22 protein-coding genes are annotated in these 22,575 nt (G+C 72.5%); 6 read left to right on the plus strand and 16 right to left on the minus strand.

Annotation, left to right across the window (positions count from 1 at the left end):
* Positions 1-66: 66 nt before the first annotated feature.
* The 6 genes from ACFU95_RS06055 to ACFU95_RS06080 all read right to left on the minus strand — a co-directional run bounded on the left by ACFU95_RS06055 (position 67) and on the right by ACFU95_RS06080 (position 4,837).
* A complete protein-coding gene (locus ACFU95_RS06055) occupies positions 67-1,266 on the minus strand; it encodes a putative T7SS-secreted protein (RefSeq protein WP_383822391.1) in 1,200 nt (399 codons plus the stop codon).
* A gap of 10 nt (positions 1,267-1,276) precedes the next feature.
* A complete protein-coding gene (locus ACFU95_RS06060) occupies positions 1,277-1,588 on the minus strand; it encodes a WXG100 family type VII secretion target (RefSeq protein ID WP_383822394.1) in 312 nt (103 codons plus the stop codon).
* Between the two features lie 178 nt (positions 1,589-1,766).
* Positions 1,767-2,474 carry a hypothetical protein gene (locus ACFU95_RS06065; protein WP_383822395.1) on the minus strand — a complete coding sequence of 236 codons (708 nt, stop codon included), beginning with the start codon at positions 2,472-2,474 and terminating at the stop codon, positions 1,767-1,769.
* A gap of 124 nt (positions 2,475-2,598) precedes the next feature.
* A complete protein-coding gene (locus tag ACFU95_RS06070) occupies positions 2,599-2,919 on the minus strand; it encodes a DUF4333 domain-containing protein (RefSeq protein WP_383822398.1) in 321 nt (106 codons plus the stop codon).
* Between the two features lie 347 nt (positions 2,920-3,266).
* Complete coding sequence (locus ACFU95_RS06075; protein ID WP_003997051.1) at positions 3,267-3,929, minus strand: response regulator transcription factor; 663 nt, start codon at positions 3,927-3,929, stop codon at positions 3,267-3,269.
* A 230-nt stretch (positions 3,930-4,159) separates the two neighbouring features.
* The gene (locus ACFU95_RS06080) at positions 4,160-4,837 is read right to left on the minus strand and encodes a DUF3000 domain-containing protein (RefSeq protein WP_383822401.1); all 678 of its coding nucleotides are present in this window, start codon (positions 4,835-4,837) and stop codon (positions 4,160-4,162) included.
* A gap of 105 nt (positions 4,838-4,942) precedes the next feature.
* Here ACFU95_RS06080 and hemE point away from each other — a divergent pair, with 105 nt between their 5' ends.
* Positions 4,943-5,998, plus strand: coding sequence for a uroporphyrinogen decarboxylase (gene hemE / locus ACFU95_RS06085; protein WP_383822404.1), 1,056 nt, complete (start codon positions 4,943-4,945; stop codon positions 5,996-5,998).
* A gap of 6 nt (positions 5,999-6,004) precedes the next feature.
* On the opposite strand, the gene ACFU95_RS06090 is transcribed toward hemE, so the two are convergent.
* A complete protein-coding gene (locus tag ACFU95_RS06090) occupies positions 6,005-6,829 on the minus strand; it encodes a rhomboid family intramembrane serine protease (RefSeq protein WP_383822406.1) in 825 nt (274 codons plus the stop codon).
* Positions 6,830-6,954: 125 nt separating this feature from the next.
* On the opposite strand from ACFU95_RS06090, the gene ACFU95_RS06095 reads away from it, so the two are divergent.
* Positions 6,955-7,290: a hypothetical protein gene (locus ACFU95_RS06095; RefSeq protein WP_383822409.1), complete on the plus strand. Its 336-nt coding sequence runs from the start codon at positions 6,955-6,957 to the stop codon at positions 7,288-7,290.
* 95 nt (positions 7,291-7,385) lie between these two features.
* Here the strand turns inward: ACFU95_RS06095 and ACFU95_RS06100 are convergent, their stop codons facing one another.
* Both ACFU95_RS06100 and ACFU95_RS06105 read right to left on the minus strand, forming a co-directional pair.
* On the minus strand, positions 7,386-8,795 hold the full coding sequence (locus ACFU95_RS06100) for an FAD-dependent oxidoreductase (protein ID WP_383822412.1): 1,410 nt from the start codon (positions 8,793-8,795) through the stop codon (positions 7,386-7,388).
* Positions 8,796-8,822: 27 nt separating this feature from the next.
* Positions 8,823-9,845 (minus strand): DUF4349 domain-containing protein, encoded by a 1,023-nt coding sequence (locus ACFU95_RS06105; RefSeq protein ID WP_383822415.1) that lies wholly within the window; start codon positions 9,843-9,845, stop codon positions 8,823-8,825.
* Positions 9,846-10,006: 161 nt separating this feature from the next.
* On the opposite strand from ACFU95_RS06105, the gene hemG reads away from it, so the two are divergent.
* Both hemG and hemQ read left to right on the plus strand, forming a co-directional pair.
* The gene (hemG, locus tag ACFU95_RS06110) at positions 10,007-11,467 is read left to right on the plus strand and encodes a protoporphyrinogen oxidase (protein WP_383822418.1); all 1,461 of its coding nucleotides are present in this window, start codon (positions 10,007-10,009) and stop codon (positions 11,465-11,467) included.
* A 5-nt stretch (positions 11,468-11,472) separates the two neighbouring features.
* The gene (hemQ, locus tag ACFU95_RS06115) at positions 11,473-12,204 is read left to right on the plus strand and encodes a hydrogen peroxide-dependent heme synthase (protein ID WP_383822421.1); all 732 of its coding nucleotides are present in this window, start codon (positions 11,473-11,475) and stop codon (positions 12,202-12,204) included.
* 234 nt (positions 12,205-12,438) lie between these two features.
* On the opposite strand, the gene ACFU95_RS06120 is transcribed toward hemQ, so the two are convergent.
* The 5 genes from ACFU95_RS06120 to ACFU95_RS06140 form a co-directional block, all read right to left on the minus strand.
* Positions 12,439-14,115: an alpha/beta hydrolase gene (locus tag ACFU95_RS06120; protein WP_383822424.1), complete on the minus strand. Its 1,677-nt coding sequence runs from the start codon at positions 14,113-14,115 to the stop codon at positions 12,439-12,441.
* A 123-nt stretch (positions 14,116-14,238) separates the two neighbouring features.
* A complete protein-coding gene (locus tag ACFU95_RS06125) occupies positions 14,239-15,036 on the minus strand; it encodes a TIGR04222 domain-containing membrane protein (RefSeq protein ID WP_383822427.1) in 798 nt (265 codons plus the stop codon).
* Between the two features lie 87 nt (positions 15,037-15,123).
* Positions 15,124-15,903: a DUF4142 domain-containing protein gene (locus ACFU95_RS06130; protein WP_383822430.1), complete on the minus strand. Its 780-nt coding sequence runs from the start codon at positions 15,901-15,903 to the stop codon at positions 15,124-15,126.
* A gap of 284 nt (positions 15,904-16,187) precedes the next feature.
* Positions 16,188-17,537, minus strand: a complete 1,350-nt coding sequence (locus tag ACFU95_RS06135) for a DUF692 domain-containing protein (protein ID WP_383822433.1) — start codon at positions 17,535-17,537, stop codon at positions 16,188-16,190.
* A 169-nt stretch (positions 17,538-17,706) separates the two neighbouring features.
* Positions 17,707-18,438 carry a peptidyl-tRNA hydrolase gene (locus ACFU95_RS06140; RefSeq protein WP_383822436.1) on the minus strand — a complete coding sequence of 244 codons (732 nt, stop codon included), beginning with the start codon at positions 18,436-18,438 and terminating at the stop codon, positions 17,707-17,709.
* A gap of 55 nt (positions 18,439-18,493) precedes the next feature.
* On the opposite strand from ACFU95_RS06140, the gene ACFU95_RS06145 reads away from it, so the two are divergent.
* Together ACFU95_RS06145 and ACFU95_RS06150 are read left to right on the plus strand one after the other, a co-directional pair.
* Positions 18,494-19,396 (plus strand): ATP-binding cassette domain-containing protein, encoded by a 903-nt coding sequence (locus ACFU95_RS06145; protein WP_383822438.1) that lies wholly within the window; start codon positions 18,494-18,496, stop codon positions 19,394-19,396.
* Entirely contained in the window at positions 19,393-20,064 is a 672-nt protein-coding gene (locus ACFU95_RS06150) for an ABC transporter (protein WP_383822441.1), read from the plus strand. The genes ACFU95_RS06145 and ACFU95_RS06150 overlap by 4 nt, the downstream gene beginning before the upstream one ends.
* Positions 20,065-20,160: 96 nt before the next feature.
* On the opposite strand, the gene ACFU95_RS06155 is transcribed toward ACFU95_RS06150, so the two are convergent.
* The gene (locus tag ACFU95_RS06155; protein ID WP_383822444.1) at positions 20,161-21,015 is read right to left on the minus strand and encodes a polysaccharide deacetylase family protein; all 855 of its coding nucleotides are present in this window, start codon (positions 21,013-21,015) and stop codon (positions 20,161-20,163) included.
* Positions 21,016-21,103: 88 nt separating this feature from the next.
* Positions 21,104-22,573, minus strand: coding sequence for a protein kinase (locus ACFU95_RS06160; RefSeq protein WP_383822447.1), 1,470 nt, complete (start codon positions 22,571-22,573; stop codon positions 21,104-21,106).
* Positions 22,574-22,575 lie beyond the last annotated feature (2 nt).

Here is a 22,575-nt window from a genome sequence, read left to right on the forward strand (position 1 = left end):
CGGTACGGGAAGCGTCGGGGAGGAGGGGACGGGCGGGGAGCCCCGGGCTGGGTTCCCCGCGGCGGGTCAGTCGAACCAGTCCCCGATCGCGTCGACCGCGTCGCCGGCCGCGTCGGTGATCTTGCCCGGGTCGAGCTCGATCTGGCCGCCCAACTTGCCGCCGATGCCGAGGCCGACGCCCAGGTCGCCGCCGATGACGATCTTGCCGTCCTTCATGCCGGCGTCGAAGTGGGCCTCGGCGCCGGCACCGGCCCACGCCTCCGCGGTACCACCGACGCCGACACCGGCGACGGAGGCATGACCCTCCGCGGTGGCCTTGGCACCGGCGAAGGCCTCGCCGCCGACATGGACACCGTCCGTGCCGATGGAGCCCTTGACGCCGGCCTCGGCGCCCACATAGGCCTCGCCCTTGCCGGAGGCCTCGAAGTAACCGACCCCGTACTTGCCCTCGGCCGTGGCCTGGGCGAGATAGGCCTTGCCGGACGCCTGTGCGGTGGCGTTCCCGTCCACGAGTCCCACGCCGGCGGAGGCGTCGACGCCGAGGAGGTTGACACCGGCCTTGCCCGAGACCTCGCCGCCGGCGAACTCACCGCGGCCCTTGGCCTCGGCGCCCCAGACCTTGGCGTCGGCGCTGACGGACGGGCCGGCCACGGTGATGCCGGGGCCCTTGCCCTCGCGCAGCGCTTCCCTCTCCGCCTGCGTCATGTTCTTGTGGTCGCCCCAGGCCCCGATGGTCCTCGGGTCGCCTGCCCGTTCCAACTCGAAGAGCTGCTTGGACGTAGCGCCTGTGTCGTCCTGCGCCGCTTCCGAGGCCCAGAAGAGCCAGTCGGGCGCGTTGTCGCCCTCGCCGCCCTGCGCCTTGAACTTCTCGGCCGCGGCGTCGCCCTCCGACTCGACATGGGCGCGTGCAGAGGCCAGCAGCTGCTCGCCGCCGCTCTCGTCGCCCCCGTCGTACAGCCGGATGGCCTCTTCGGCCTGGCCCTGGGCCCAGCTGAGGGCTCTGGCGTAGTCCCGCAGTGCCCCGGCGGCCGCGCCCAGCGAGTCCGAGCCGCGGAACCACTTCTGCTTCTGGCCCGAGAAGTCGTCCCAGAAGGCGTCGCTGGCCTGCCCGTGCCAGCTGGAGATACGGACGGAGCCGAGCTCGTCCCCGATGCCGTCGAGGGTCTTCGCATGGCCGTCGAGCTTGTCCGCGTCGCCGGTGAGCTTCGACGGGTTTCCCGGGATGAGTGCGCGTGGGTCGCGCGTGGAGCCAAGTTGTGCCGCCATTGCTTCCCCGTCAGTAGCTCGGGCCGGCTACCGCGGGCCCGGTGAAGTGGTTCTGGGACTCCCGCTCGGCGCGCTCGTAGGAGGCGGCGTTCTCGTCCAGCTTCTCCGCCGAGCTCTCCCCGTCCTCCTTCATCGGGCTCTTGATGGCCTCCATCCAGGTGGCCATCAGCGCGCCGAACTCGCCGGCCGCGTCGCCGTGGCCGAAGTCGTCGCCGGAGTCCGCGAGTTCGTCGAGCTTCACCTTGTCGCTCCGGCCCACGGAGTCCTTGATCTTCTTGGAAGCCGACCGCAGTTCGGACGGCTCCACATCGAACTGGCCCATCCGCACCCCCCTCTACGTCCGAACGGGTGCGAACGCACGTCGGCACCCCGATTGTTGAGAACGTCGACAGGGTCTCGCAAAGGCACGGGAGCAGCGACAACGCCCCCGGACATCACCATGATCCCTGCCGGGAAGCTCCATGGATGCGATCGAATCGTGCGCCTGACGCACTGCTGTTCTAGGGCGCCTGCGGAGGCCGGGCGGGTGACAGGGCTCCCAAGTGGCCCGCGGCGTCGACGAGATACTCAAGGGGCTCGTCGAACGTCTCGCTGCTCAGCTTGGTCCGCGAACGCGAGGTGATCAGCTGACCGTCGTGGAGCCGGAGCGGCATCTCCAGGGCGCGAGGGTCGGAGGTGAGGAACCCCGCCAGGCCGTCGAGCACGACGGGCCGGGCGCGCTCCTCGTCTCGGGAGACGATGTGGAAGTCCTTGTCGAGCTGGGGGATTCCCACCTCCATGGCCCGTCCCCGATAGAAGGTGTCGAACCAGCCGTCGCGGTAGATCCGCAGGTCCGGAACCTCCACGCCCAGGTTCAGGGCCCAGACGGAGTGGACGATGACCTGCGTCGACTCCGAATCGATGTCCTTGTTGTAATAGCGGTACTCGAAGGCGCGGAAGCCGAATCCGCGGTAAGTACCGCTGACGACGTTGTCCCCCATGACGTTGCTGGCCTTGTCCGGGAGCGGCTCGGCCCCTTGGTAGGCGTCGACGAGGCTCGGCACGCCCTCCTCGTAAGTCCACCCGCGGCTCTCGGCGAACGACCGCAGTCGCGCGTACGACTCTTCGGCCTCACGCTTCTTGCGGGCCTTGCGCCGGTTCACCCACACGACGAGTGCCGTGAGGGCGGCACACCACACCACGATCAGGACTGCTTCCGCTCCACTCATGGAGCCAGCATCTCCTGTGGCCTCTCGGCCGGCCCACCCCACCGGTGCTCCATCACAATCCGCACCTCGCGGTCACACATTTCCCACGCGCCCGCCCGGGCGGGCGCGTGGGGCCTGGTCCGGCTCAGGAGGCCTTCTCGTCGACCTTGATGTCGTAGCGGATCGTGCTGCCTTCGACGGAGTTGACCTTGACCGTCACCCCGAAACTCGTGCCGTCGGTCGCGGTGAGCTTGCAGCGCAACGAGGTGCCGACCTTGCCCACGAGGTCCTCGGGGCAGGTGACGTCCGGCTTCGGCTGGCCCGTCTGCGCGGCGAGCTTCTCGGCCACCGAGTTCGCCACCTCGTCCTTGCCCAGCTTGGCCTCCGACGAGCAGCCCACCAGCAGCGCAGCGGCGGCTGCGGCGGCGAGGCCCCAAGAGGCCAAGGAGGAGGAGGGCTTGGGCATGACAGGCTCCGTTCGGGGCGGGGGGATCACGAGGGCCGGAAGATGGCACTCGTCAGTGCGCCTGTCTATCAGCCCGCGCTTCCCGTCCGGCCGATCTTCACACCCTCCCGCTCCCGCCCGCGAGTGATCTTCACTTGGGCCGGCCGAGGCCGCCGCATGGACAGCGCCCGCCGACGGAACGTTCCGTCGGCGGGCGCCTGAGGGTCGTAAACCAATCGGCCAAGTGGACGGCCCGGTCCACGACAGGTGAGGGACGTGGGCGGGATCAGCGGTCGATCCCGTTCACGTCGGTGAGGGGGCGGGGGCATGGGGCGGTGAAGGAGCAGGTGTCGGTGAAGGAGTGAGGGTCAGTGGATGATGCCGGTCCGCAGGGCCACGGCGACCATGCCGGCGCGGTCACCTGTGCCCAGCTTGCGGGCGATACGGGCGAGGTGGCTCTTGACGGTCAGGGCGGACAGGCCCATCGAGACGCCGATCGCCTTGTTCGACTGGCCCTCCGCCACCAGCCGCAGCACCTCGACCTCGCGACCGGACAGCTCGCGGTAGCCGCCCGGGTGGCTCGGGGCACCCGGGTGGCGACGGTGCATACGGGCGGCGGCGGCGCCGATGGGAGCGGCACCGGGCCGGGTGGGGAGCCCGACGTTGGTGCGGGTGCCGGTGACGACGTAACCCTTCACGCCACCGGCGAGGGCGTTGCGTACGGCGCCGATGTCGTCGGCGGCGGACAGGGCGAGGCCGTTGGGCCAGCCCGCGGCACGGGTCTCCGACAGGAGGGTCAGGCCGGAGCCGTCGGGCAGATGGACGTCGGCGACACAGATGTCGCGGGGGTTGCCGATGCGGGGACGAGCCTCCGCGATGGACGAGGCCTCGATGACATCGCGCACGCCGAGCGCCCAGAGGTGACGGGTGACGGTGGATCGGACGCGTGGATCGGCCACGACCACCATGGCGGTCGGCTTGTTCGGGCGGTAGGCGACCAGGCTTGCGGGCTGCTCGAGGAGAACGGACACCAGGCCTCCTGGGTGCGGGGACGGCTTTCAAGGTCACAGTCGTCTTCGGCACCAAACCTCTGGCCCTTTAGGGAAAGATCACGATTTAGTGAGTAACAATCGGGGCAATTCGGACGCACGGTCGATCGTTCGGCGAGTAAAACGGCTCGATCATGGCCTGATTTCTGACCGAAAGTGGCCGTATCGACAAAGTGATGGTCAAGCGGGCGTGGCCGTCGAGTGAGGAGCGGTTACCGGGCCTGCGGGTCGCGGCGCTGCGGCAGCGTCACCACGGAGGCGTCGCCCGGGCCCGCCGGTGGCAGCCCCGCGACCTGGGCGAGCAGATCGCACCAGGACGCCAGGTGGGCCGCGGTGTCCGGAACGCCGCCCAGGCCCTCGCGCGGAGTCCAGGAGGCACGGATCTCGATCTGCGAGGCCGCCGGGCGCTCGGACAGGCCGCCGAAGTAGTGCGAACTCGCCCGCGTGACGGTGCCGCTCGGCTCGCCGTACGACAGCCCGCGCGCCTGGAGCGCACCGGTCAGCCAGGACCAGCACACGTCGGGCAGCAGCGGATCGACGGCCATCTCCGCCTCCAGTTCCGCGCGCACCAGGGTCACCAGCCGGAAGGAGCCCCGCCAGGCGTCGTGGCCCGCCGGATCGTGCAGCAGCACCAGGCGGCCGTCGGCCAGGTCCTGGTCGCCGTCGACGACGGCCGCCTCCAGCGCGTACGCGTACGGAGCGAGCCGTTGCGGCGCCTTGGTCTGCTCGACCTCGATCTGCGGCCGCAGCCGACTGCCGCGCAGGGCGTCGACCGCCGCACGGAACGCCGGCGGAGCCGTACTCTTCGAATGCCGGTCCGCCTCCCCGCCGTCCTTCGCGTCGTCCATCCCGCCAGTACCGTCCGACAGTCGTTCCTGAGCCGCAGCCATGCCGGGAAGATTAAGGGGAACGGGGGCTTCGTGCAGGGAGAGACACCCGGACAACACGGCAACCCCGGCCGCCGGGCCCGCCGCGGCCGTGCGAGACTTGCCCCCGTGAGTGCCAATCAGACGCCGCCGTCAGCCACGTACGACTCCGCTTTCCTCAAGGCGTGCAGGCGCGAACCCGTGCCGCACACGCCGGTGTGGTTCATGCGGCAGGCCGGGCGCTCCCTGCCGGAGTACCGCAAGGTGCGCGAGGGCATTCCGATGCTCGAATCCTGCATGCGGCCCGAGCTGGTCACCGAGATCACCCTCCAGCCCGTGCGCAGGCACAACGTGGACGCGGCGATCTACTTCAGCGACATCGTCGTACCCCTCAAGGCCATCGGCATCGACCTCGACATCAAGCCCGGCGTCGGCCCGGTCGTCGAGCGCCCGATCCGCACCCGCGCCGACCTGGCGCAGCTGCGCGACCTGACCCCCGAGGACGTCTCGTACGTCACCGAGGCCATCGGCCTGCTCACCCGCGAGCTCGGCGCCACCCCGCTCATCGGTTTCGCCGGGGCGCCTTTCACCCTCGCGAGTTACCTCGTCGAGGGCGGCCCGTCCCGCACGTACGAGAACTCCAAGGCGATGATGTACGGCGACCCGGAGCTCTGGGCCGACCTGCTCGACCGCCTCGCGGACATCACGGCCGCCTTCCTCAAGGTGCAGATCGAGGCCGGCGCCTCCGCGGTCCAGCTCTTCGACTCCTGGGTCGGCTCCCTCGCCCCCGCCGACTACCGCCGCTCGGTGATGCCCGCCTCGGCGAAGGTCTTCCGGGCGGTCGAGGGCTACGGCGTCCCACGCATCCACTTCGGCGTCGGCACCGGCGAACTCCTGAAGCTCATGGGCGAGGCCGGCGCGGATGTCGTCGGCGTCGACTGGCGCGTCCCGCTCGACGAGGCCGCCCGCCGCGTGGGCCCCGGCAAGGCGCTCCAGGGCAACCTCGACCCGACCATCCTGTTCACCACCCCCGAGGCGGTCGAGGCCAAGACCCGCGAGGTCCTCGACGCGGCGGCGGGCCTGGAGGGCCACGTCTTCAACCTCGGCCACGGCGTCATGCCGTCCACCGACCCGGACGCGCTGACCCGGCTCGTCGAGTACGTCCACACGCAGACGGCCCGGTAGCGGCGCTCACCACGTGTGAGGCCGCGCCCGTCTGCCGAACAGCAGGCCACGCGGCTCCGGTGGCGGCGGTGTCCCCGCCTTGAGCGGCCAGGCGAGGGCCATGCCGGCCAGGAAGCCCACGATGTGCGCCGCGTACGCCACGGTGCCCGCGTCGGAGACGCCCTCGCCGTTCGAGTACACCGCCTGGAGCACGAACCAGAAGCCCAGCACCAGCCAGGCCGGCAGCCGCAGCGGCAGGAAGACCAGGAACGGGACGAGGACCCACACCCTGGCCTTCGGATACAGCACGAGATAGGCGCCGAGTACGCCCGCGATCGCCCCGGAGGCGCCGATCAGCGGTTCGGCCGAGTCGTCGTTGAGGAACGCGAAGCCGTACGACGCCGCGTAGCCGCAGACGACGTAGAAGAGGAAGTACCGCACATGGCCCATGCGGTCCTCGATGTTGTTGCCGAAGATCAGCAGGAAGAGCATGTTGCCCAGCAGGTGCAGCCAACCGCCGTGCAGGAACAGCGCGGTGAAGACGGACAGCGCCGGGGACTTGTCGTAGTCCGGCGGGCCGACCACACACCCCGGGCGGCCCTGGGGGCCCACGGCGACATCGCCCGTGGGGACCACGCCCGGCAGCTGGTCGTGGACCAACTCCCGCGGCACCGCCGCGTAGTGGTCCAGGAACGCGTGCAGATGACACAGCTGGGACAGGCTGCTCTCACCGGCCACGGAGCCGGCTATGCCGGGCGTGGACAGGAAGACGAGGACGTTCGCGGCGATCAGCGCGTATGTCACCCAGGGGGTGCGGCGCACCGGGTTCACGTCATGGACGGGGATGACCACGAGGGTTTTCTGCCCGGGAAACGTCCGGCGAATCGGTGAACGCCGTCGTTCGGGCGCCCGTATCTGTTCTCAACCGCCCGCGGCACGGGGAAGGCGGGTCGCGGGGTCTACGTGAGGAACAGGCGATGAACGACCGAGTTACTCCCGCGATGCACGCGTTGCCCGACGGTGAGGCCGAGCTCTCGGTGGTGGTGCGGCTGCCGTGGGAAGACGTGGCCCGGCTGGGGCAGGAGGCGGGGCGGCTCGCCGCGCAGATGCAGCGGCCGGTGACACTGGACGAGGCCGTGAGCCATCGGTTGCGCTCCGCGCGGGGGGCCGCGCATGCGAAGCCGGCGGGGGAGCAGCCCGCTGCCGCCGCCGCGATGCCGCCGAGTGTGAGCGCGTCGGTGTCGTCGTTGCCTTCGCGGCCTCCGGCTGAGCAGGCTCGGCAGGCTATCGAGAGGATCAACGGATCCGCCTAGTCGCCGTGCGGGCGCGGTGGTTCTGCGGCCGCGGGTTCGTTGTGGCTGGTCGCGCAGTTCCCCGCGCCCCTTTGGGGCGTTGACCGCGCCGCCAGTCATGAGGTTCCGGCGTTCACTGCCTTGGCTGCCTTCCGGGCTGCCACCAGCACCGGGTCCCACACCGGCGAGAACGGAGGCGCGTAACCCAGGTCCAGGGACACCATCTGCTCCACCGTCATCCCCGCCGTCAGTGCCACCGCCGCGATGTCGACCCTCTTGCCCGCGCCCTCCCTGCCCACGATCTGTACGCCCAACAGCCGTCCCGTGCGGCGTTCGGCGAGCATCTTGACCGTCATCACTGAGGAGTTCGGGTAGTAGCCCGCGCGGCTCGTCGACTCGATCGTGGCCGTGACGTACTGGAGACCCGCCCTGCGCGCGTCCTTCTCGCGCAGGCCCGTGCGGGCGATCTCCAGGTCGCAGACCTTGCTGACGGCCGTGCCGACGACGCCGGGGAACGTGGCGTAGCCGCCGCCGGCGTTCGTGCCGATGACCTGGCCGTGCTTGTTGGCGTGGGTGCCCAGGGCGATGTGGCGTTCCTGGCCGGAGACGAGGTCGAGGACCTCCACGCAGTCGCCGCCCGCCCAGATGTTCTCGTGGCCGCGCACCCGCATGGCCAGGTCGGTGAGGAGACCGCCGTGGTCGCCGAGAGGGAGGCCCGCGGCCCGGGCGAGGGTCGTCTCCGGGCGGACGCCGATGCCGAGGACGACGACGTCCGCCGGGTATTCGGCGTCATCCGTGACCACCGCCCGGACCCGGCCGTCCTCGCCGGTGAGGATCTTGGTGACCTCGGCGTCGTTGACCATGGTGATGCCCAGGCCCTCCATGGCCTCGTGCACCATGCGGCCCATGTCCGCATCGAGCGTCGACATGGGCTCGCTGCCGCGGTTGACGACCGTCACCTCGTAGCCGCGGTTGATGAGCGCCTCGGCCATCTCGACGCCGATGTAGCCGGCGCCCACCACCACCGCGCGACGGCCACGCGTGCGTGTCAGCGTGTCGATGAGGGCCTGGCCGTCGTCCAGGGTCTGCACGCCGTGCACGCCCGGGGCGTCCACGCCCGGCATGTCGGGGCGGATCGGGCGGGCGCCGGTCGCGATCACGAGCTTGTCGTACGACGTCCAGGACTCGGCCCCGGAATCGACGTCACGCGCGCGTACCCGCCCGCCGTCCACGTCGATCTCCGTGACCTCCGTCCGCATGCGCAGGTCGATGTCGCGGGCCCGATGCTCCTCGGGTGCGCGGGCGATCAGCTGGTCGCGGTCGGGGACGTCGCCGCCCACCCAGTACGGGATGCCGCAGGCCGAGAAGGAGGTGAAGTGGCCGCGTTCGAACGCGACGATCTCCAGCTCCTCCGCGCTCCTGAGCCTTCGTGCCTGCGACGCCGCGGACATCCCCGCGGCGTCCCCGCCGATCACGACCAGCCGCTCTCGCGGACCCGACACACCCCTCGCAGCGCTCATGTTCATGCGAACACGCTACGAGCGCCGGGCATTTCAGTCGCGCTCGCCGCTCTGTTCGTCGCCCGCGCGCGTGGGCTGCGGCGCCGGGCGTGCCGTCGGCAGCGGCCCCAGCGCGGTCGTCACGGGCGCCGGATCCGGGCGGCGCGGCAGCCTGGGCCGAAGGACCTTCAGCCACAGCAGCACGATCAGCGCCGCCACCGCGGCGAAGGGCAGCACGGCGCCGATCGCGACCGCGAGCCAGCGCAGCATCGTCACGAACGCGTTCCAGCCGCCCGCGAGCGCGTCCAGGAAGCCGGGGTCGTCGTCGTCCTTCGCGACCTTCTTCACCGGGGTCTCCGACAGGGAGAGGGTGATCGTGGCCAGGCTGGTGCGGTCCTTCAGGGACGCCTGCTGGGCCAGCAGCGCCTCCAGGTCGGCCTGGCGGGAGCTCAGCTCGCCCTCCAGTGTGACCACGTCGCTGAGCTTGGTCGCCTGGTCCATCAGCTCACGGATCCGTGCCACGCTGGCCCGCTGCGTCTTGATGCGGCTCTCCACGTCCACGACCTGGTCGGTGACGTCCTGCGCCTTGGCGCTGCGCTCGACCAGCTTGCCCGCGCCCTCCAGGTCCGTGAGGACCTCGGCGTACCGGTCGACGGGTACCCGCAGGACGACGCGGGTGTGCTCGTGGCCCTCCTCGTCGCGTGTGGTGGTCTCGTTGCCGACATAGCCGCCCGCGTTCTCGGTGGTGGTGCGGGCCTCGTCGAGAGCCTTCGGTACGTCCTTGACCTGCACGGTCAGGGAGGCGGTGCGGATGATGTGGCTCGCGGTGGCCTTGGGCGGCGCGCTCGCCCGGTCGGCGTCGGAGCCGCTGCCCGGGGCGCCCTCCTGAGCGCCGGCCGCGACTTCCGACTTGGCGGCCCCGCCCCCGGCGGCGTTGCTGCCGGAGGCCGAGTCGTCCGCCGCGCCGCTGCATCCGGTGAGTGCGAGGGCCGCGGCCAGCAGGACGGCGGCCAGGGCCGGGACCGCTCGCACGGATCGTGCGGATCCCGCGGATCGTGCGGAACTTCGTGTGCGCATCTGGGCGTACCCCCGAGGGTCGTCGTGACGACTGACGCTTCTTCGACGCCGGGGTCCGGCGGAACGTTGGCGGTGATCGGTCCCGATGCGGTCACGGTCAGGACTCGTGAAGGACACCGGGGCGCGGAGGGCTTGTCAGTGGGGTCTGAGAGGCTGTGGACATGCGCGAAGTTCAGACTCGTACGGGTACGGGCCGGGTTGTCGTCATCGGCGGCGGGATCGCGGGGCTCGCCGCGGCCCACCGGCTGCTGGACAGAGGCCGGCAGGTGACCGTCCTGGAGGCGTCGGACCGGGTCGGCGGCAAGCTGCTGCCCGGGGAGATCGCGGGCGTCCGGGTGGACCTCGGCGCCGAGTCGATGCTGGCCCGCCGCCCCGAGGCCATCGCCCTCGCCCGCGAGGTGGGCCTCGACGAGCGCCTCCAGCCGCCCGCCACCGCGACCGCCTCGATCTGGACCCGCGGTGCCCTGCGCCCCATGCCCAAGGGCCATGTGATGGGCGTCCCCGGCACCGCCGCCGCCCTCTCCGGCGTCCTGTCCGACGAGGGACTGGCCCGCATCGAGCGCGACGCCGACCTGCCCCGCACCGAGGTCGGGGACGACGTGGCGGTCGGTGAGTACGTGGCGGCGCGCCTCGGCCGCGAGGTCGTCGACCGCCTGGTCGAGCCTCTGCTGGGCGGCGTGTACGCGGGTGACGCGTACCGCATCTCGATGCGCTCGGCCGTTCCGCAGCTCTACCAGGCGGCGAGGACGCACGACTCCCTCACCGAGGCGGTCCGCGAGATCCAGGCCAAGGCGGCGGCCAACCAGCAGACCGGGCCGGTGTTCATGGGCATCGAGGGCGGGGTGGGGCAACTCCCGCTCGCCGTCGCGGAGTCGGTGCGCGCGCGGGGCGGCGAGATCCTCACCGGGGCGCCGGTCACGGAGCTGAGCCGCGCGGAGGCCGCCCGGTGGCGCGTCGTCGCCGGTGACCGGGTGCTGCACGCCGACGCGGTCGTCGTCGCCGTACCCGCCCCGGCCGCCGCGGCCCTCCTGCGCGCCGAGGCCCCCGAAGCCGCCACCGAGCTGGACGGCATCGAGTACGCCTCCATGGCCCTGGTCACCCTCGCCCACCGCCGCGCCGACACCGACCTGCCCGCGGGCAGCGGCTTCCTCGTGCCGCCGGTCGACGGGCGCACCATCAAGGCCTCGACGTTCGCCTCCCAGAAGTGGGGCTGGATCGCCGACGAGGACCCGGACGTGGTCGTCCTGCGCACGTCCCTCGGGCGGTACGGCGAGACGAAGATCCTGGAGCGCGACGACGCCCACCTGGTCGACGTCTCCCGACAGGACCTCCGGGCGGCCACCGGCCTCGACGCCACCCCCCTCGAAACCCGCGTCACCCGCTGGACCGGCGGCCTGCCCCAGTACCCGGTCGGCCACCACGCGCGCGTGTCCCGCATCCGCGAGCACGTGGCCGCGGTGCCGGGCCTCGCCGTGTGCGGGGCGCAGTACGACGGCGTGGGCATCCCGGCGTGCATCGCGAGCGCGTACGCGGCCGTGGACCAGCTGGAAGGCGATCTGCGGGGAGTGCGGGAGCTCACCGCCAACCCGGTGCAGAGTCTGCACGGCGGAGCGGGAGAATAGGTGACATGAGTGACGACGCCTCCACCACCGAGTCCGGCAGGATCCCGAACAAGGGCAAGCTGGCCAAGGACCTCAACGAGGTCATCCGCTACACCCTCTGGTCCGTCTTCAAGCTGAAGGACGTGCTCCCCGAGGACCGCGCGGGCTACGCCGACGAGGTCCAGGAGCTGTTCGACCAGCTCGCCGCCAAGGACGTGACGATCCGTGGCACGTACGACGTGTCCGGGCTGCGCGCCGACGCCGATCTCATGATCTGGTGGCACGCCGAGACCAGCGACCAGCTCCAGGAGGCGTACAACCTCTTCCGCCGCACCAAGCTGGGGCGTGCCCTGGAGCCGGTGTGGTCGAACATGGCGCTGCACCGCCCCGCCGAGTTCAACCGCTCGCACATCCCGGCGTTCCTCGCCGACGAGACGCCGCGCGACTACGTCAGCGTCTACCCCTTCGTGCGCTCCTACGACTGGTACCTGCTGCCCGACGAGGACCGTCGCCGCATGCTCGCCGACCACGGCAAGATGGCCCGCGGCTACCCGGACGTCCGCGCCAACACGGTCGCCTCCTTCTCGCTGGGCGACTACGAGTGGCTGCTGGCCTTCGAGGCCGACGAGCTCTACCGCATCGTCGACCTCATGCGCCACCTGCGGGCTTCCGAGGCCCGGATGCACGTCCGCGAAGAGGTGCCGTTCTACACCGGGCGCCGTAAGTCCGTGGCCGAGTTGGTCGCGGGGCTTGCCTGAGTGGGTGCGGTGACTGTGGCTGGGCCGGGGGTCCGGGGGTTGTCCCCCGGGGGGTGCGGCACCGGGCGCCGTAAGTCCGTGGCCGAGTTGGTCGCGGGGCTTGCCTGACGCCGTGAGGTGAGGTGGGCCGGGGCCGGCCCACCGTGCAGTGGCGACCGGGTGCCGCGTCCCCCCGGGAGACGCGGCACCCGGCGGCGGCCGTCCGTGGCCGAGCCGGTCGCCGGGCTCGCCTGATCAGTGCGGGAGTCGGGCGGTCGCGGCCTCCTGTGGCCGGCCGCCCGGCTTCGTCGCGCCCGCCCGGTCGCCCAGCTTCTTCTTCGCCTTGTCCTCGCCCGGACGCTCCGGCTTCGGCTCGGGGTGCGCCTCGCACGCCGCGCGCCGGGCCGGGAGGCGGCCCTCCAGCAGATACGCGTCGACGTGGCCGTTGACACAGGCGTTCGGGCCGTAGGCGATGCCGTGCGTACCGGCGTCCCGTTCGGTGACCAGGACCGAGCCGGCCAGCCGCCGGTGCATCTCCAGCGCCCCGTCGTACGGTGTGGCGGCGTCCCGCTCGGCGGCGAGGATCAGCGTCGGCGGCAGCTCACCCTGTCCGGTGCGCACGTCGAGGGGCTTCTGCCGGGGTGCCTGCCAGTAGGCGCACGGCAGGTTCATCCACGCGTTGTCCCAGGTCTCGAACGGCGCCACGCGCGCGAGCCGCGTGTTGTCCCGGTCCCAGACCGCCCAGTCCGTCGGCCAGGGCGCGTCGTTGCACTCCACGGCCGTGTAGACCGCGCTGGAGTTCTCCTGCTCGGCCGCCGCCTCCTGCACCGGCGCGGCCAGCTCGACCAGCGCCTTCGGGTCGCCCTTCAGGTACTCCGAGAGCGCCTTCGCGCGCGACGGCCAGTAGTCGTCGTAGTAACCGGCCTGTAGGTACGCCTCCTGCAGCTGCCCCGGCCCGACCTTCCCGTCCGCCGGCTCCTCGGCCAGCCGCGCCCGCACCTTCTCGTAGCTGGCCAGTACGTCCTCCGGCGTGTCACCGAGCCCGTACACGTCGTCGTGCTCGGCGACCCACTCCCGGAAGTCCTCCCACCGTCCCTCGAACGCGGCCGACTGGGCGAGGTTGTTGCGGTACCAGATCTGCGAGGGGTCCGGGTTCACGGCGGAGTCGAACACCATCCGCCGTACGTGCGACGGGAACAGCGTCGCGTACAGCGAGCCGAAGTAGGTGCCGTACGAGGCCCCCATGAACGTCAGCTTCGACTCGCCCAGCGCGGCACGCAGCACATCCAGGTCACGGGCGTTGTTGAGGGAGTTGTAGTGCCGCAGCGCACTGCCCGTGCGCTCGGCGCAGCCCCGTGCGTAGGCCTTCGCCCGCGCGACACGCTCCTGCTTGTACGCCTCCGAGGGGTGCGTCGGCGCCTGCGCCGGGCCCTGGGCGAACTTCTTGGGGTCCTGGCAGGACAGCGGCGCGGAAGGCGCCACTCCGCGCGGGGCGTAGCCGACGAGGTCGTACGCGGCCGCCAGCCGCTTCCACTCGGGCAGCATGCCGACCAGCGGGAAGAGCAGTCCGGACGCGCCCGGTCCGCCCGGGTTGTAGACCAGGGAGCCTTGCCCCGGCACCCGGCGCTTGCTGTTGTTCGGGTCCTTGTGCGTGGCGACGGCCCGGCTGACGGCGAGCTTGATCTGCTTGCCGCCCGGACGGCTGTAGTCGAGCGGGACGGACACCGTGCCGCATTCCATCCTGCCCGGCAGGTCCTGCTCCTTGGCGCACTTGCCGAAGGCGATGCCGGCCGCCTTGGCACGCGCGGCGGCCACGCCGGCGCCGTGCTGCTCGGCCGTGCCCGGGGCGGCCCCGGTGCTGCCGGCCGGGGCGGCGGACAGGGTCGTCAGGAGCAGAGCCCCCGCGGCCGAGTAGAGGGCGGCAGCTCTCATTGCGTATCCCTTCGCAGCACGGCAGCAACAAAAGGGATATTTCGTTCGTCTGTTGACGAAGGCAAGCACCATCCCGCCGGTGTCGCCGCAATGCCCCCTATGCGTCACCGGGCTCAGGGGCGGTCAGTCGCGCGGGTGGGGCGCGCGATGGTGCGTCTCGCGGTGCGCGAACGCCGCGCGCAGGTCCGGCTCGCCGATCGCGCGTACGCCCCGTACGGCGACGGACGTGAGATACGTACGGTCCTCCCCGCCCCGCGAGCGCCGCACCAGGGTGCTGAGCAGTCGCTGCCCGGCCGGCGAGGCCCACTGGGCGTACGGGTGGATCTCCACCCGGGCGATGGCCAGGCAGCTCAGGGTGAGCACGAAGGGGAGCGCGAACCAGAGTGCGACCAGATGAGCCGGCATCTCCGACTGGGCGGGCGTCAACAGGGCGGCCGCCCCCAACGCCAGTACGACGGCGGCGGCGAACCGCACCTGCCGGATCGCGGCCGCGATCCCGGTGCGGGCCCCGTCGGGCACGGCGAGGCCGTCGCTGACCAGCCGGTCGGCGAGGCTGCCCACCGCGTCGGCGGCGGCCGCGGCGTCCCGCACCGGCTCGATGCGGGACTGGCCCTCCGGCCCGATGGCCCCTATCACCGAGCGCTCCATCTCGTCCCGCCCGCGCGGATCGACGACCGTGGCCCAGCCGGTGCGGGCGAGCAGTAGTCGCCGTTGCCGCGCCATGGCGACGAGGGTCAGATCGGCGACCCGCCGCGGCCCGCCGGACAGGAACGCGGCCTCGTACAACGTCAGATCGTGCCCCCGGCCCGCGGTCGCCTCTTTCGTGTCCGCGGCGGCGGCGTGAACGGCGGCCAGGCACAGCCGGGTGCACGCGGTGCCGGCGACGGCCCAGGCCAGCAGCAGGAGAAGGACCCAGAACATGCCGCGTTTCTATGCCAAAGACCCGGCGAACCGCCATGCCTTGTTCACAATCCGGACCGAGAGTTGCCGGGATGTGACGTTCCGGATTCAGGAGCCGGGCGCCCGTGGGCTGGTGGCGGCCGGCGGCAGGGTGTAGCTCGGCGACGGCGGCGGGGTCATCGGGACGGCCGGAGCGGGGTCGGCGGTCGGGCCGGGCGGCCCGGAGGGCGGTGTCAGCGGAGGGGTGCTGTCGGCGACCATGTCGCGGGCGAGGCTGTCGAAGTCGACGTAACCCGTGGCCTCCAGGACCGTGATGTGGTCCAGCACCGTGGTGTTGGCGTCGTCGGCGAGCTCGCGGACCAGGGTGTTGCGCGTGCCGGCCCGCACCTGGGCGACCACGGAGAACACCTTGCCGTGCGCCAGCCGCAGGATGTTGGCGAACTGCCGGTCGTACTCGACGCTCTGGGCCCCGCTCAGGGTCGCCAGCCACTCCTGCTGCTGCTCGGTGGGCTCGTTGGGCAGCGCGAGGCTGAGCTTGGCGGCGACGTCGCGCACCCGCTCGTCGAGGAACATGTGTCCCTCGACGAGGTGCCGGCCCGCGGTCCGTACGGCCGGGGTCGTGCCCTTCTGCTGCGCCTGCTGCCCGGCGGGCAGCTCCCACAGCCCCGCCAGCCGGACCTTCGTGAGGAAGTCGCGGTCGAGTGCGGACAGCGGCCCGTACTCGGTCGAGACGGTCTCGGCGTTGAGCGTGTCCAGACCGGTCCCGGACCGGTCGGCGTACGACCAGATCGGGAAGATCATCGCCAGCAGAGTCACCGTCAGGCCCGTGATGATGATGCCGGTGCCGCTGAAGATGCCTCGGCCGTTGATGGGCGGTCGCGGTCGCATGGTGCCTCCTGTTGCGGCACCGCACGTTAGTGCGCTTCGGGGGTGAGGTTGGCATATTACTTCGGGGTACAGCGGGGTCTACGCCAACTGCCGTACAGGAGCGAATGGTTGCAACCGGGGTGGATACGGGCGAATAGGGAATCGAAGGTGGGTGGCGTACAGCGGTAAAGGGGGCGGAAACGGGTAAGTCGCCCGTGTGGCGGGCGGGGGGTGTTAACCCCGGCACACTCGGCGCGGGCGTCCGCGTCCAGCGAGGGAACGGCGGTTGGCGTAGCCGGTGTCGTTCAGCGCCGCAGCAGCACCCGGCGCGTGGCGCGGGCCAGCCGCACCCCCGGCCGCCGCGAGTGCGGCCTCGGTCCCGACCGCTCCAGCCACCATTCCCGCAGCCCGGCCCGCACCCGCGTGTCCTCGACCCGCCCCTCGGCCAGCAGATACGCGGCGAAGTCCAGGGCGTCGCGCCGGTAGCCGTCGGTCATGGGGTGCCCGTGGCTGTACCCGAGGAAGGCCCGCCGGTACCCGTCCCCGAGGATCACCGGCAACTCGGGCGCGACCTTCGCCACGACATCCGCCCGCTTCCCGGCGAGCGCCCGCGCCTGCACGCCGAGCCGCACCCGGTCGAACCCCTCCGGCACGGGCGTCCCGGCGACGAGCGCGGACAGCAGGGCGGCCTGCGCGAGGGCGACGCGCTGACGGGCGGGGTCGATGTCCCCGGCCGGAGCCGCGCTCCTCTCCGGCGCCGCTCCCCGCGAGACCCCCTCAGCGCTCGCCCGCGCCTCCGTCGCCCGCCCGTCAGCAGCCCCCCGCTCGGCCGCCCCCTTCTCCAGCGCCTCCCGGACAGCCCCCAACTCCCGCTCCAGCTCGGCCGGTTCGGGAAAGTTCTCGTCCCGCTCCAGCAGCACCCCCGGCGGGGACACCCGGGACGCGAGGTCGGTCAGGACGTCCAGAACCGGCTGCGGGACGGGGTGGGCGTGGCTGTCGTGCCAGACACCGTCGCGCTCGAAGCCGCCCGCGACATGGACGTATGCGATGGCCTCCAGCGGCAGCTCGGCGAGCGCCTTGGCCGGGTCCTCGCCCCGGTTGACGTGGTTGGTGTGCAGGTTGGCCACGTCGATCAGCAGCCGCACCCCCGTGCGGTCGGCGAGTTCGTACAGGAACTGCCCCTCGGTCATCTCCTCGCCCGGCCAGGAGATCAGCGCGGCGATGTTCTCCACGGCGAGCGGCACGGGCAGCGCGTCCTGGGCGATACGGACGTTCTCGCACAGCACGTCCAGGGCGTCCCGGGTGCGGGGGACCGGCAGGAGATGCCCTGCCTCCAGGCGGGGGGACGCCGTCAGCGGCCCGCCCGCCCGTACGAACGCGATGTGCTCGGTCACCAGCGGGGATCCCAGCGCCTCCACCCGCTCGGCGAGTGCGGTCAGCCGCTCGGCGTCGGGCCGTTCCGCCCCGCCGAGGCCGAGCGAGACGCCGTGCGGGACCACCGTCACCCCGCGCTCCCGCAGCCGTACCAGGGACTCGGGGAGATGCCCGGGGCAGACGTTCTCGGCGACGGCCTCGACCCAGTCGATGCCCGGCATGCGCTCCACCGCGTCCGCGATCTCCGGACGCCATCCGATGCCCGTACCCAGTCGCTCCATCGTCCCCTCCTCGGCCCGCTCCGTGTCGGATGTGACGGGGGTATGGCCCCCGTACCGGGAGCCGAACCTCTCGGGGGCCACCTTCAGAGCAACATTTGAGGTTGCGACCGGCGACCCGCACACCGCGAACGGTCACTGCAAGGACGTACGCGCAGAACGCCGGGGATGTTCAGGCGCCCGGTGTCCGCCGCAGCGCCGGATGGTCGGCGACGACGGTGCACGAGCCGGGCGCGATCTCGGTGAACCCCGCGTCGCGCACCACCGGCAGCCCGCCCGTCGTCAGCTCGTGCCAGCGCCGCGGCTGCGCACGGCGCACGGCCAGCGGGAACCCCGCGTCACGCCAGGCGGCCCGCTCCTCGTCCGACAGCTCCCACCAGGCGAGCTGTGCCGCGTGCCCCGTCTGCGCCATCGCCTTGCCGGCCGACATGTCGAGCTCGGGGTTCAGCCAGAGCACGGGCGCCGACGGATCGGCGTCCACGGGCGGCTCCGGATCGTCGAGATCGGTGCCGGACACCTGGAGCTTCGCCAGCTCCTTGGGCCACCCGTCCAACGGCACGGGCGGGAAGACCCGCACCTCGGCCGACTTGCCGCTGACGGTGATGCCCGGCAGCCCTTCCGCTCGCCGCCACTCGGCTCCGCGGGCCCGCCGCACCACCTTGCGGATACGGGCGTCCTGCCAGTCCCGCATGGCCGGCGCCCACTCGCCCTCGCCGGCCGAGCGCTCGTCACCGAGAATCACCAGCACGGCACGGGCGGCGGTTTCCAGCGCGTCCGTACGGGCCGGGGGAGCGGCCCGCTCGATGCGGACGACGAGCGGCAGGACGAACTGAGGTGCCTCGTCGCGCGTCGAAGGCTCGGTACGAAAGGGGCTGTCGCCGGGAACGGCCGGGTCACTGGTCACGTCCTCCAGTCTGCCAGGCGGAAGATCCGTTCCGCGGCGGGAGAGGATGGGCCCCATGCGACATGATCTACGTCTGGACAACGTGGGCCGCCGCTACGGCCTGCGCGGTCCCTGGGTGTTACGTGGTGTCGACCTGACCGTGGCCCCCGGCGACCTCGTCCGCGTCGAAGGCCCCAACGGCACCGGCAAATCCACCCTCCTGCGCCTCCTGGCCGGCATAGACGCCCCGACCGAGGGCCGTATCACCGGCCGCCCCCGCACGGCCTACGTCCCCGAACGCTTCCCGACCGCGCTCCCCTTCACCGCCGTCGGCTACCTCACCCACCTCGGCAAGGTGCACGGCCTCTCCCGCCCCGCGGCCGCCCGGGCCGCGCTGGAATGGCTCGACCGCTTCGGCGCCGCCGCGTACGCCCGAACTCCCATGGCCCAGCTGTCGAAGGGCAGCAGCCAGAAGGTCGCCGTCGTGCAGGCCCTTCTCGCCGAGCCGGAGCTGCTCGTCCTGGACGAGGCGTGGACCGGCCTCGACGCCGCCGCCCGCGCCGAGTTGGAGCGGGCCGTCGCCGAACGCACCGCGGCCGGTACCGCCGTGGTCTTCGTGGACCACGACCCGAGCCGCCTGGCGGGGGCGCCCGACGCGACGTACACCTTGCGGGACGCGGGCCTCGACCTCCGTACGGAACAGGTGGCCGCGGACCCCACCGGCCCGCACATGGTCGTCGTCGTCCAGGGCCCGCGCGGCGGGCATCTCCCCACCGACGCGACCCGCACGGTCATATCCGTCGAGGAACCCGCCCCCGGCACCCACCGCCTCACCCTCCCCGCGTCCCACTCGGACGTGCTCCTGCGCGCCCTGCTGACGGCCCGCCCGCCCTGGCACGTGGTGAGCGTGAGCCGGCAGAGCGCGAGCCAGGACCCGCCCGCGACGGAGCCGACCCCCGACACCGAGAGCCGCCGATGACCGCCCTTCTCAGCTACCAGACCGCCCTGTTGGTCCGCTCGCAGCGCTGGCTGCCGCCCTTCATCCTGTACGTCGCGTTCCTCGGAATCGGCGTGCAGGGCGGTCAGCCCATCCTCGACTCGCTCGGCTTCACGGCCGCGGCCCTGCTGCCCGTCGCCGCCTGGCTGGTGCGGATCTGCGTGACCAACGAGCCGACCGCCGCCCGCAGCTGTGTCTCCGCCGCGGTCGGGCCGGGGCGGGCGCACCTCGCCGCGCTGCTGGTGGCGCTGACCGCCGCGGCGGCCGTGGGCGTGGTCGCGACCGTCGCCGTGACGCTCATCAGCGACCCGGTGAGCGCGGACCACGAGACGCGCGTGCCACGGCTTCCCGCGGGCGCGGCCGGGCTGCTCGCCACGCTGGCCTGCGCCCTGCTCGGCACGGCCGTCGGCGCCCTCACCACCTGGCCGCTGCTGCGCTCGACCGGCCGCGCGGTCCCGGCGATGCTGCTCGCGGCCCTGCTCGCGGTGGTGGCGACCGGCTCCCCGGCGCATGCGGCCGTCAGCGGCCTGGTCACCGGCTCCCGCTCGGGCACGGTCCCCCTGCCCCTGCTGCCCCTGGCGGCAGCGGCTCTGCTCACGGCGGCGGCGATCGCCGTGGCCTGCGCGCTCACGTCCCGCAGATCGCCCTGAACAGGCGGATCATCCGGAACAGGCCGTGCGCTGCGTCTCCTGCCTCCCCCACTCTCGCATTCGCTGGTCCTCGCTCACACGTCCAGCGTGCGAGCCTCAGTCCCGCCCTCCGACGGCGCCGGCCGCCCCGATCAGCTCGGACACCTTCACGAACCGGAAGCCCTTGGCGCGCAGCTCCGGTACGACGCGCCGGACCACCCGCTCGGTCGTGGGAGCCGCGCTGAGCGTGCAGTGCAGGACCACCACGGACCCGGGCCGCACCCCGTCCAGCACCTCCTGGGCGACCGCGCGGGCGTCCGTCGCGAAGGCGTCCCCGCTGACCACGTCCCACTGCACGGCGGTGACGCCGAGCGGGGTCAGCGCCTTCAGCGCACGCCGGTCATAACAGCCGCCGGGAAACCGGAAGTACGGCAGCGCGTCACGGACCCCCACCTTCCGGAACACGGCATACGCCCGCTCCACGTCCGCCCGCATCCGCTCCTCCCCGAGGACCGGCAGTCCGTAGCAGTCCTCGGTGAAGGCATGGTGGCTGTACGAGTGGTTGGCGACCTCGAAGAGCGGGTTGTGCCCGATGGCCCGGGCCTGCCCCGGATACTCCTCGGCCCACCGCCCCGTCATGAACACGGTCGCCGGCACCTTCAGCTCCCGCAGGGCCGTGACCAGCCCCGGATTGTCGAACCGTTCCCCCCGCGCCGCCCGCGATCCCTGGTCGGCGGTCATGTCGGCGTCGAAGGTGAGGGCGACGGTCTTCTCCCGGGTCTGCGGGCCGCGCTCGAAGACGGGGGTCAGGCCGGCGGGGCCGGGGGCGAGCGTCGGCGGCCGGGCCGAGGGCGAGACGGCGGCGGTGGCGCTGGGGGCCGGGTGGGGAGCGCGGGTCGCCTCGGGCGCCCCGCACGCGGCGAGCCCGCTCAGGGCGCAGACGGCGGTGATGCGTCGCACACGTGTGATCACCGCATGAAGATATGAGGATCAGATAGTCATATCGGCATGTGTGGGGGTGTGTCGGGCACGTGTCACCCGCCCGCCGGGGCCGTGGTGCTCAGTCGTCGCGGGTGCAGCGGCCCGTCGGCGCGGAGGCCGGAGGGCGGCACTGGAGGGTGGACTCGGCCGGCCGGGTGCTCACATAGCGGCCGATGCAGGTGTTCGCCGTCGTTCGGTCGCGCTCGGCGCAGAAGGTCAGGGCGGCGCGGCCGTCGGCGAAGGGGCCGGGGGCGTAGAACACCCAGTAGCCGCCGCGCAGGGACGCGTAGTCGTCGCTGCGCAGGACGGCGGCCTCCGGTACGGACTGGCGCAGGACGGCGAGTCTGCGGTCCCGGTTGGCGACGCCGGCGGAGACGGGTTCGGAGTGCAGCTGGGCGACCCAGCGGCCGGCCGGCGTCGTCGGGGTCGGCGTCGGGGCGGAGGTGGGGGTGCCCGGGGCCGGCTTCTGTACGGCGGGAGTGGGCGTGGGTGTCGTGGCGGGTGACGACGTCGTGGCGCGGGCCTTGTCGTCACCGTCCGTGTCGCCGGGGCGCAGGGCGAGCACCAGCGCCGTGGCCGTGGCGATCGCCAGCACCGCGGTCGCGGCCACGAGCAGGGGCGTACGGCTGCGAGACGCGCCCACCGCCTGAGGCGCCGTGGGTCGCGGGGTGTCCAGCTGGGTGGACACCGGCGCAGGGTGCGGCGCCACGGAGGTCACCGTCGGCCGGGCGGCCCGGTCGGGTGTCGTCCCCGCCGCCACCCGCGCCAGCATCGCGTCCAGCCGGGCCGCGTCCGGGCGCGCGGCCGGGTCGCGGACCAGCAGGGCTTCGAGCACCGGCGTCAGCGGGCCCGAGCGGGTCGGGGGCGGGAGCGGGTCGTCGAGTACGGCGGCCAGCGTGGCGAGGGTGGTGGGGCGGCGCAGGGGGCTGACGCCCTCGACGCACACGTACAGCACCACACCCAGCGACCAGAGGTCGGCGGACGGGGCGTCGCCATGGCCCCGGATCCTCTCCGGCGCCATGTACTCGGGCGAACCGACCAGTTCGCCGGTGGCCGTGAGGGCCGTCGTGCCCTGGAGGGCGGCGATGCCGAAGTCGGTGAGGACGGCGTTGCCGTCGGGGCGCAGGAGGATGTTGGCGGGCTTGACGTCCCGGTGCTGGATGCCTGCCGCGTGCGCGGCCCGCAGCGCGGCGAGTATCTCGCGGCCGAGGCGGGCCGCCCGTGCCGGGGACAAGGCGCCGTCGTCCAGCCGACGTTGCAGCGAGACGCCCGGCACCAGCTCCATCACGATCCACGGATGCGGGTCGGCGTCCACGATCTGATGGACCATCACCACATGGGGATGGCTGAGCCGGGCCAGCGCCCGCGCCTCCCGCAGCACCCGCTCGCGCACCACGCCGACCGTGTCCGCGTCGGACCGCACCGCCTTGAGTGCGACCTCGCGGTGCAGCACCGTGTCGCGCGCCCGCCACACGGTGCCCATACCTCCGCTGCCCAGCCGTTCCACCAGCTCGAACCGGCCGTCGACGAGATCCCCCGCAGCGTTCATGC

This window comes from Streptomyces sp. NPDC057623 (assembly GCF_042800355.1).
In the GTDB taxonomy this organism is placed as follows: Bacteria; Actinomycetota; Actinomycetes; order Streptomycetales; family Streptomycetaceae; genus Streptomyces.

What these genes read in the sequence shown, in the direction of transcription:
- ACFU95_RS06145 (WP_383822438.1), top strand. Translation starts at nt 18,494, where the DNA reads ATGCGACATGATCTACGTCTGGACAACGTGGGCCGCCGCTACGGCCTG.
- ACFU95_RS06080 (WP_383822401.1), bottom strand. Translation starts at nt 4,837, where the DNA reads ATGGCTGCGGCTCAGGAACGACTGTCGGACGGTACTGGCGGGATGGAC.
- ACFU95_RS06100 (WP_383822412.1), bottom strand. Translation starts at nt 8,795, where the DNA reads ATGAACATGAGCGCTGCGAGGGGTGTGTCGGGTCCGCGAGAGCGGCTG.
- ACFU95_RS06150 (WP_383822441.1), top strand. Translation starts at nt 19,393, where the DNA reads ATGACCGCCCTTCTCAGCTACCAGACCGCCCTGTTGGTCCGCTCGCAG.
- ACFU95_RS06095 (WP_383822409.1), top strand. Translation starts at nt 6,955, where the DNA reads ATGAACGACCGAGTTACTCCCGCGATGCACGCGTTGCCCGACGGTGAG.
- ACFU95_RS06125 (WP_383822427.1), bottom strand. Translation starts at nt 15,036, where the DNA reads ATGTTCTGGGTCCTTCTCCTGCTGCTGGCCTGGGCCGTCGCCGGCACC.
- ACFU95_RS06060 (WP_383822394.1), bottom strand. Translation starts at nt 1,588, where the DNA reads ATGGGCCAGTTCGATGTGGAGCCGTCCGAACTGCGGTCGGCTTCCAAG.
- ACFU95_RS06105 (WP_383822415.1), bottom strand. Translation starts at nt 9,845, where the DNA reads ATGCGCACACGAAGTTCCGCACGATCCGCGGGATCCGCACGATCCGTG.
- ACFU95_RS06065 (WP_383822395.1), bottom strand. Translation starts at nt 2,474, where the DNA reads ATGAGTGGAGCGGAAGCAGTCCTGATCGTGGTGTGGTGTGCCGCCCTC.
- hemQ (WP_383822421.1), top strand. Translation starts at nt 11,473, where the DNA reads ATGAGTGACGACGCCTCCACCACCGAGTCCGGCAGGATCCCGAACAAG.
- ACFU95_RS06160 (WP_383822447.1), bottom strand. Translation starts at nt 22,573, where the DNA reads ATGAACGCTGCGGGGGATCTCGTCGACGGCCGGTTCGAGCTGGTGGAA.
- ACFU95_RS06070 (WP_383822398.1), bottom strand. Translation starts at nt 2,919, where the DNA reads ATGCCCAAGCCCTCCTCCTCCTTGGCCTCTTGGGGCCTCGCCGCCGCA.
- ACFU95_RS06135 (WP_383822433.1), bottom strand. Translation starts at nt 17,537, where the DNA reads ATGGAGCGACTGGGTACGGGCATCGGATGGCGTCCGGAGATCGCGGAC.
- ACFU95_RS06055 (WP_383822391.1), bottom strand. Translation starts at nt 1,266, where the DNA reads ATGGCGGCACAACTTGGCTCCACGCGCGACCCACGCGCACTCATCCCG.
- hemG (WP_383822418.1), top strand. Translation starts at nt 10,007, where the DNA reads ATGCGCGAAGTTCAGACTCGTACGGGTACGGGCCGGGTTGTCGTCATC.
- ACFU95_RS06130 (WP_383822430.1), bottom strand. Translation starts at nt 15,903, where the DNA reads ATGCGACCGCGACCGCCCATCAACGGCCGAGGCATCTTCAGCGGCACC.
- ACFU95_RS06120 (WP_383822424.1), bottom strand. Translation starts at nt 14,115, where the DNA reads ATGAGAGCTGCCGCCCTCTACTCGGCCGCGGGGGCTCTGCTCCTGACG.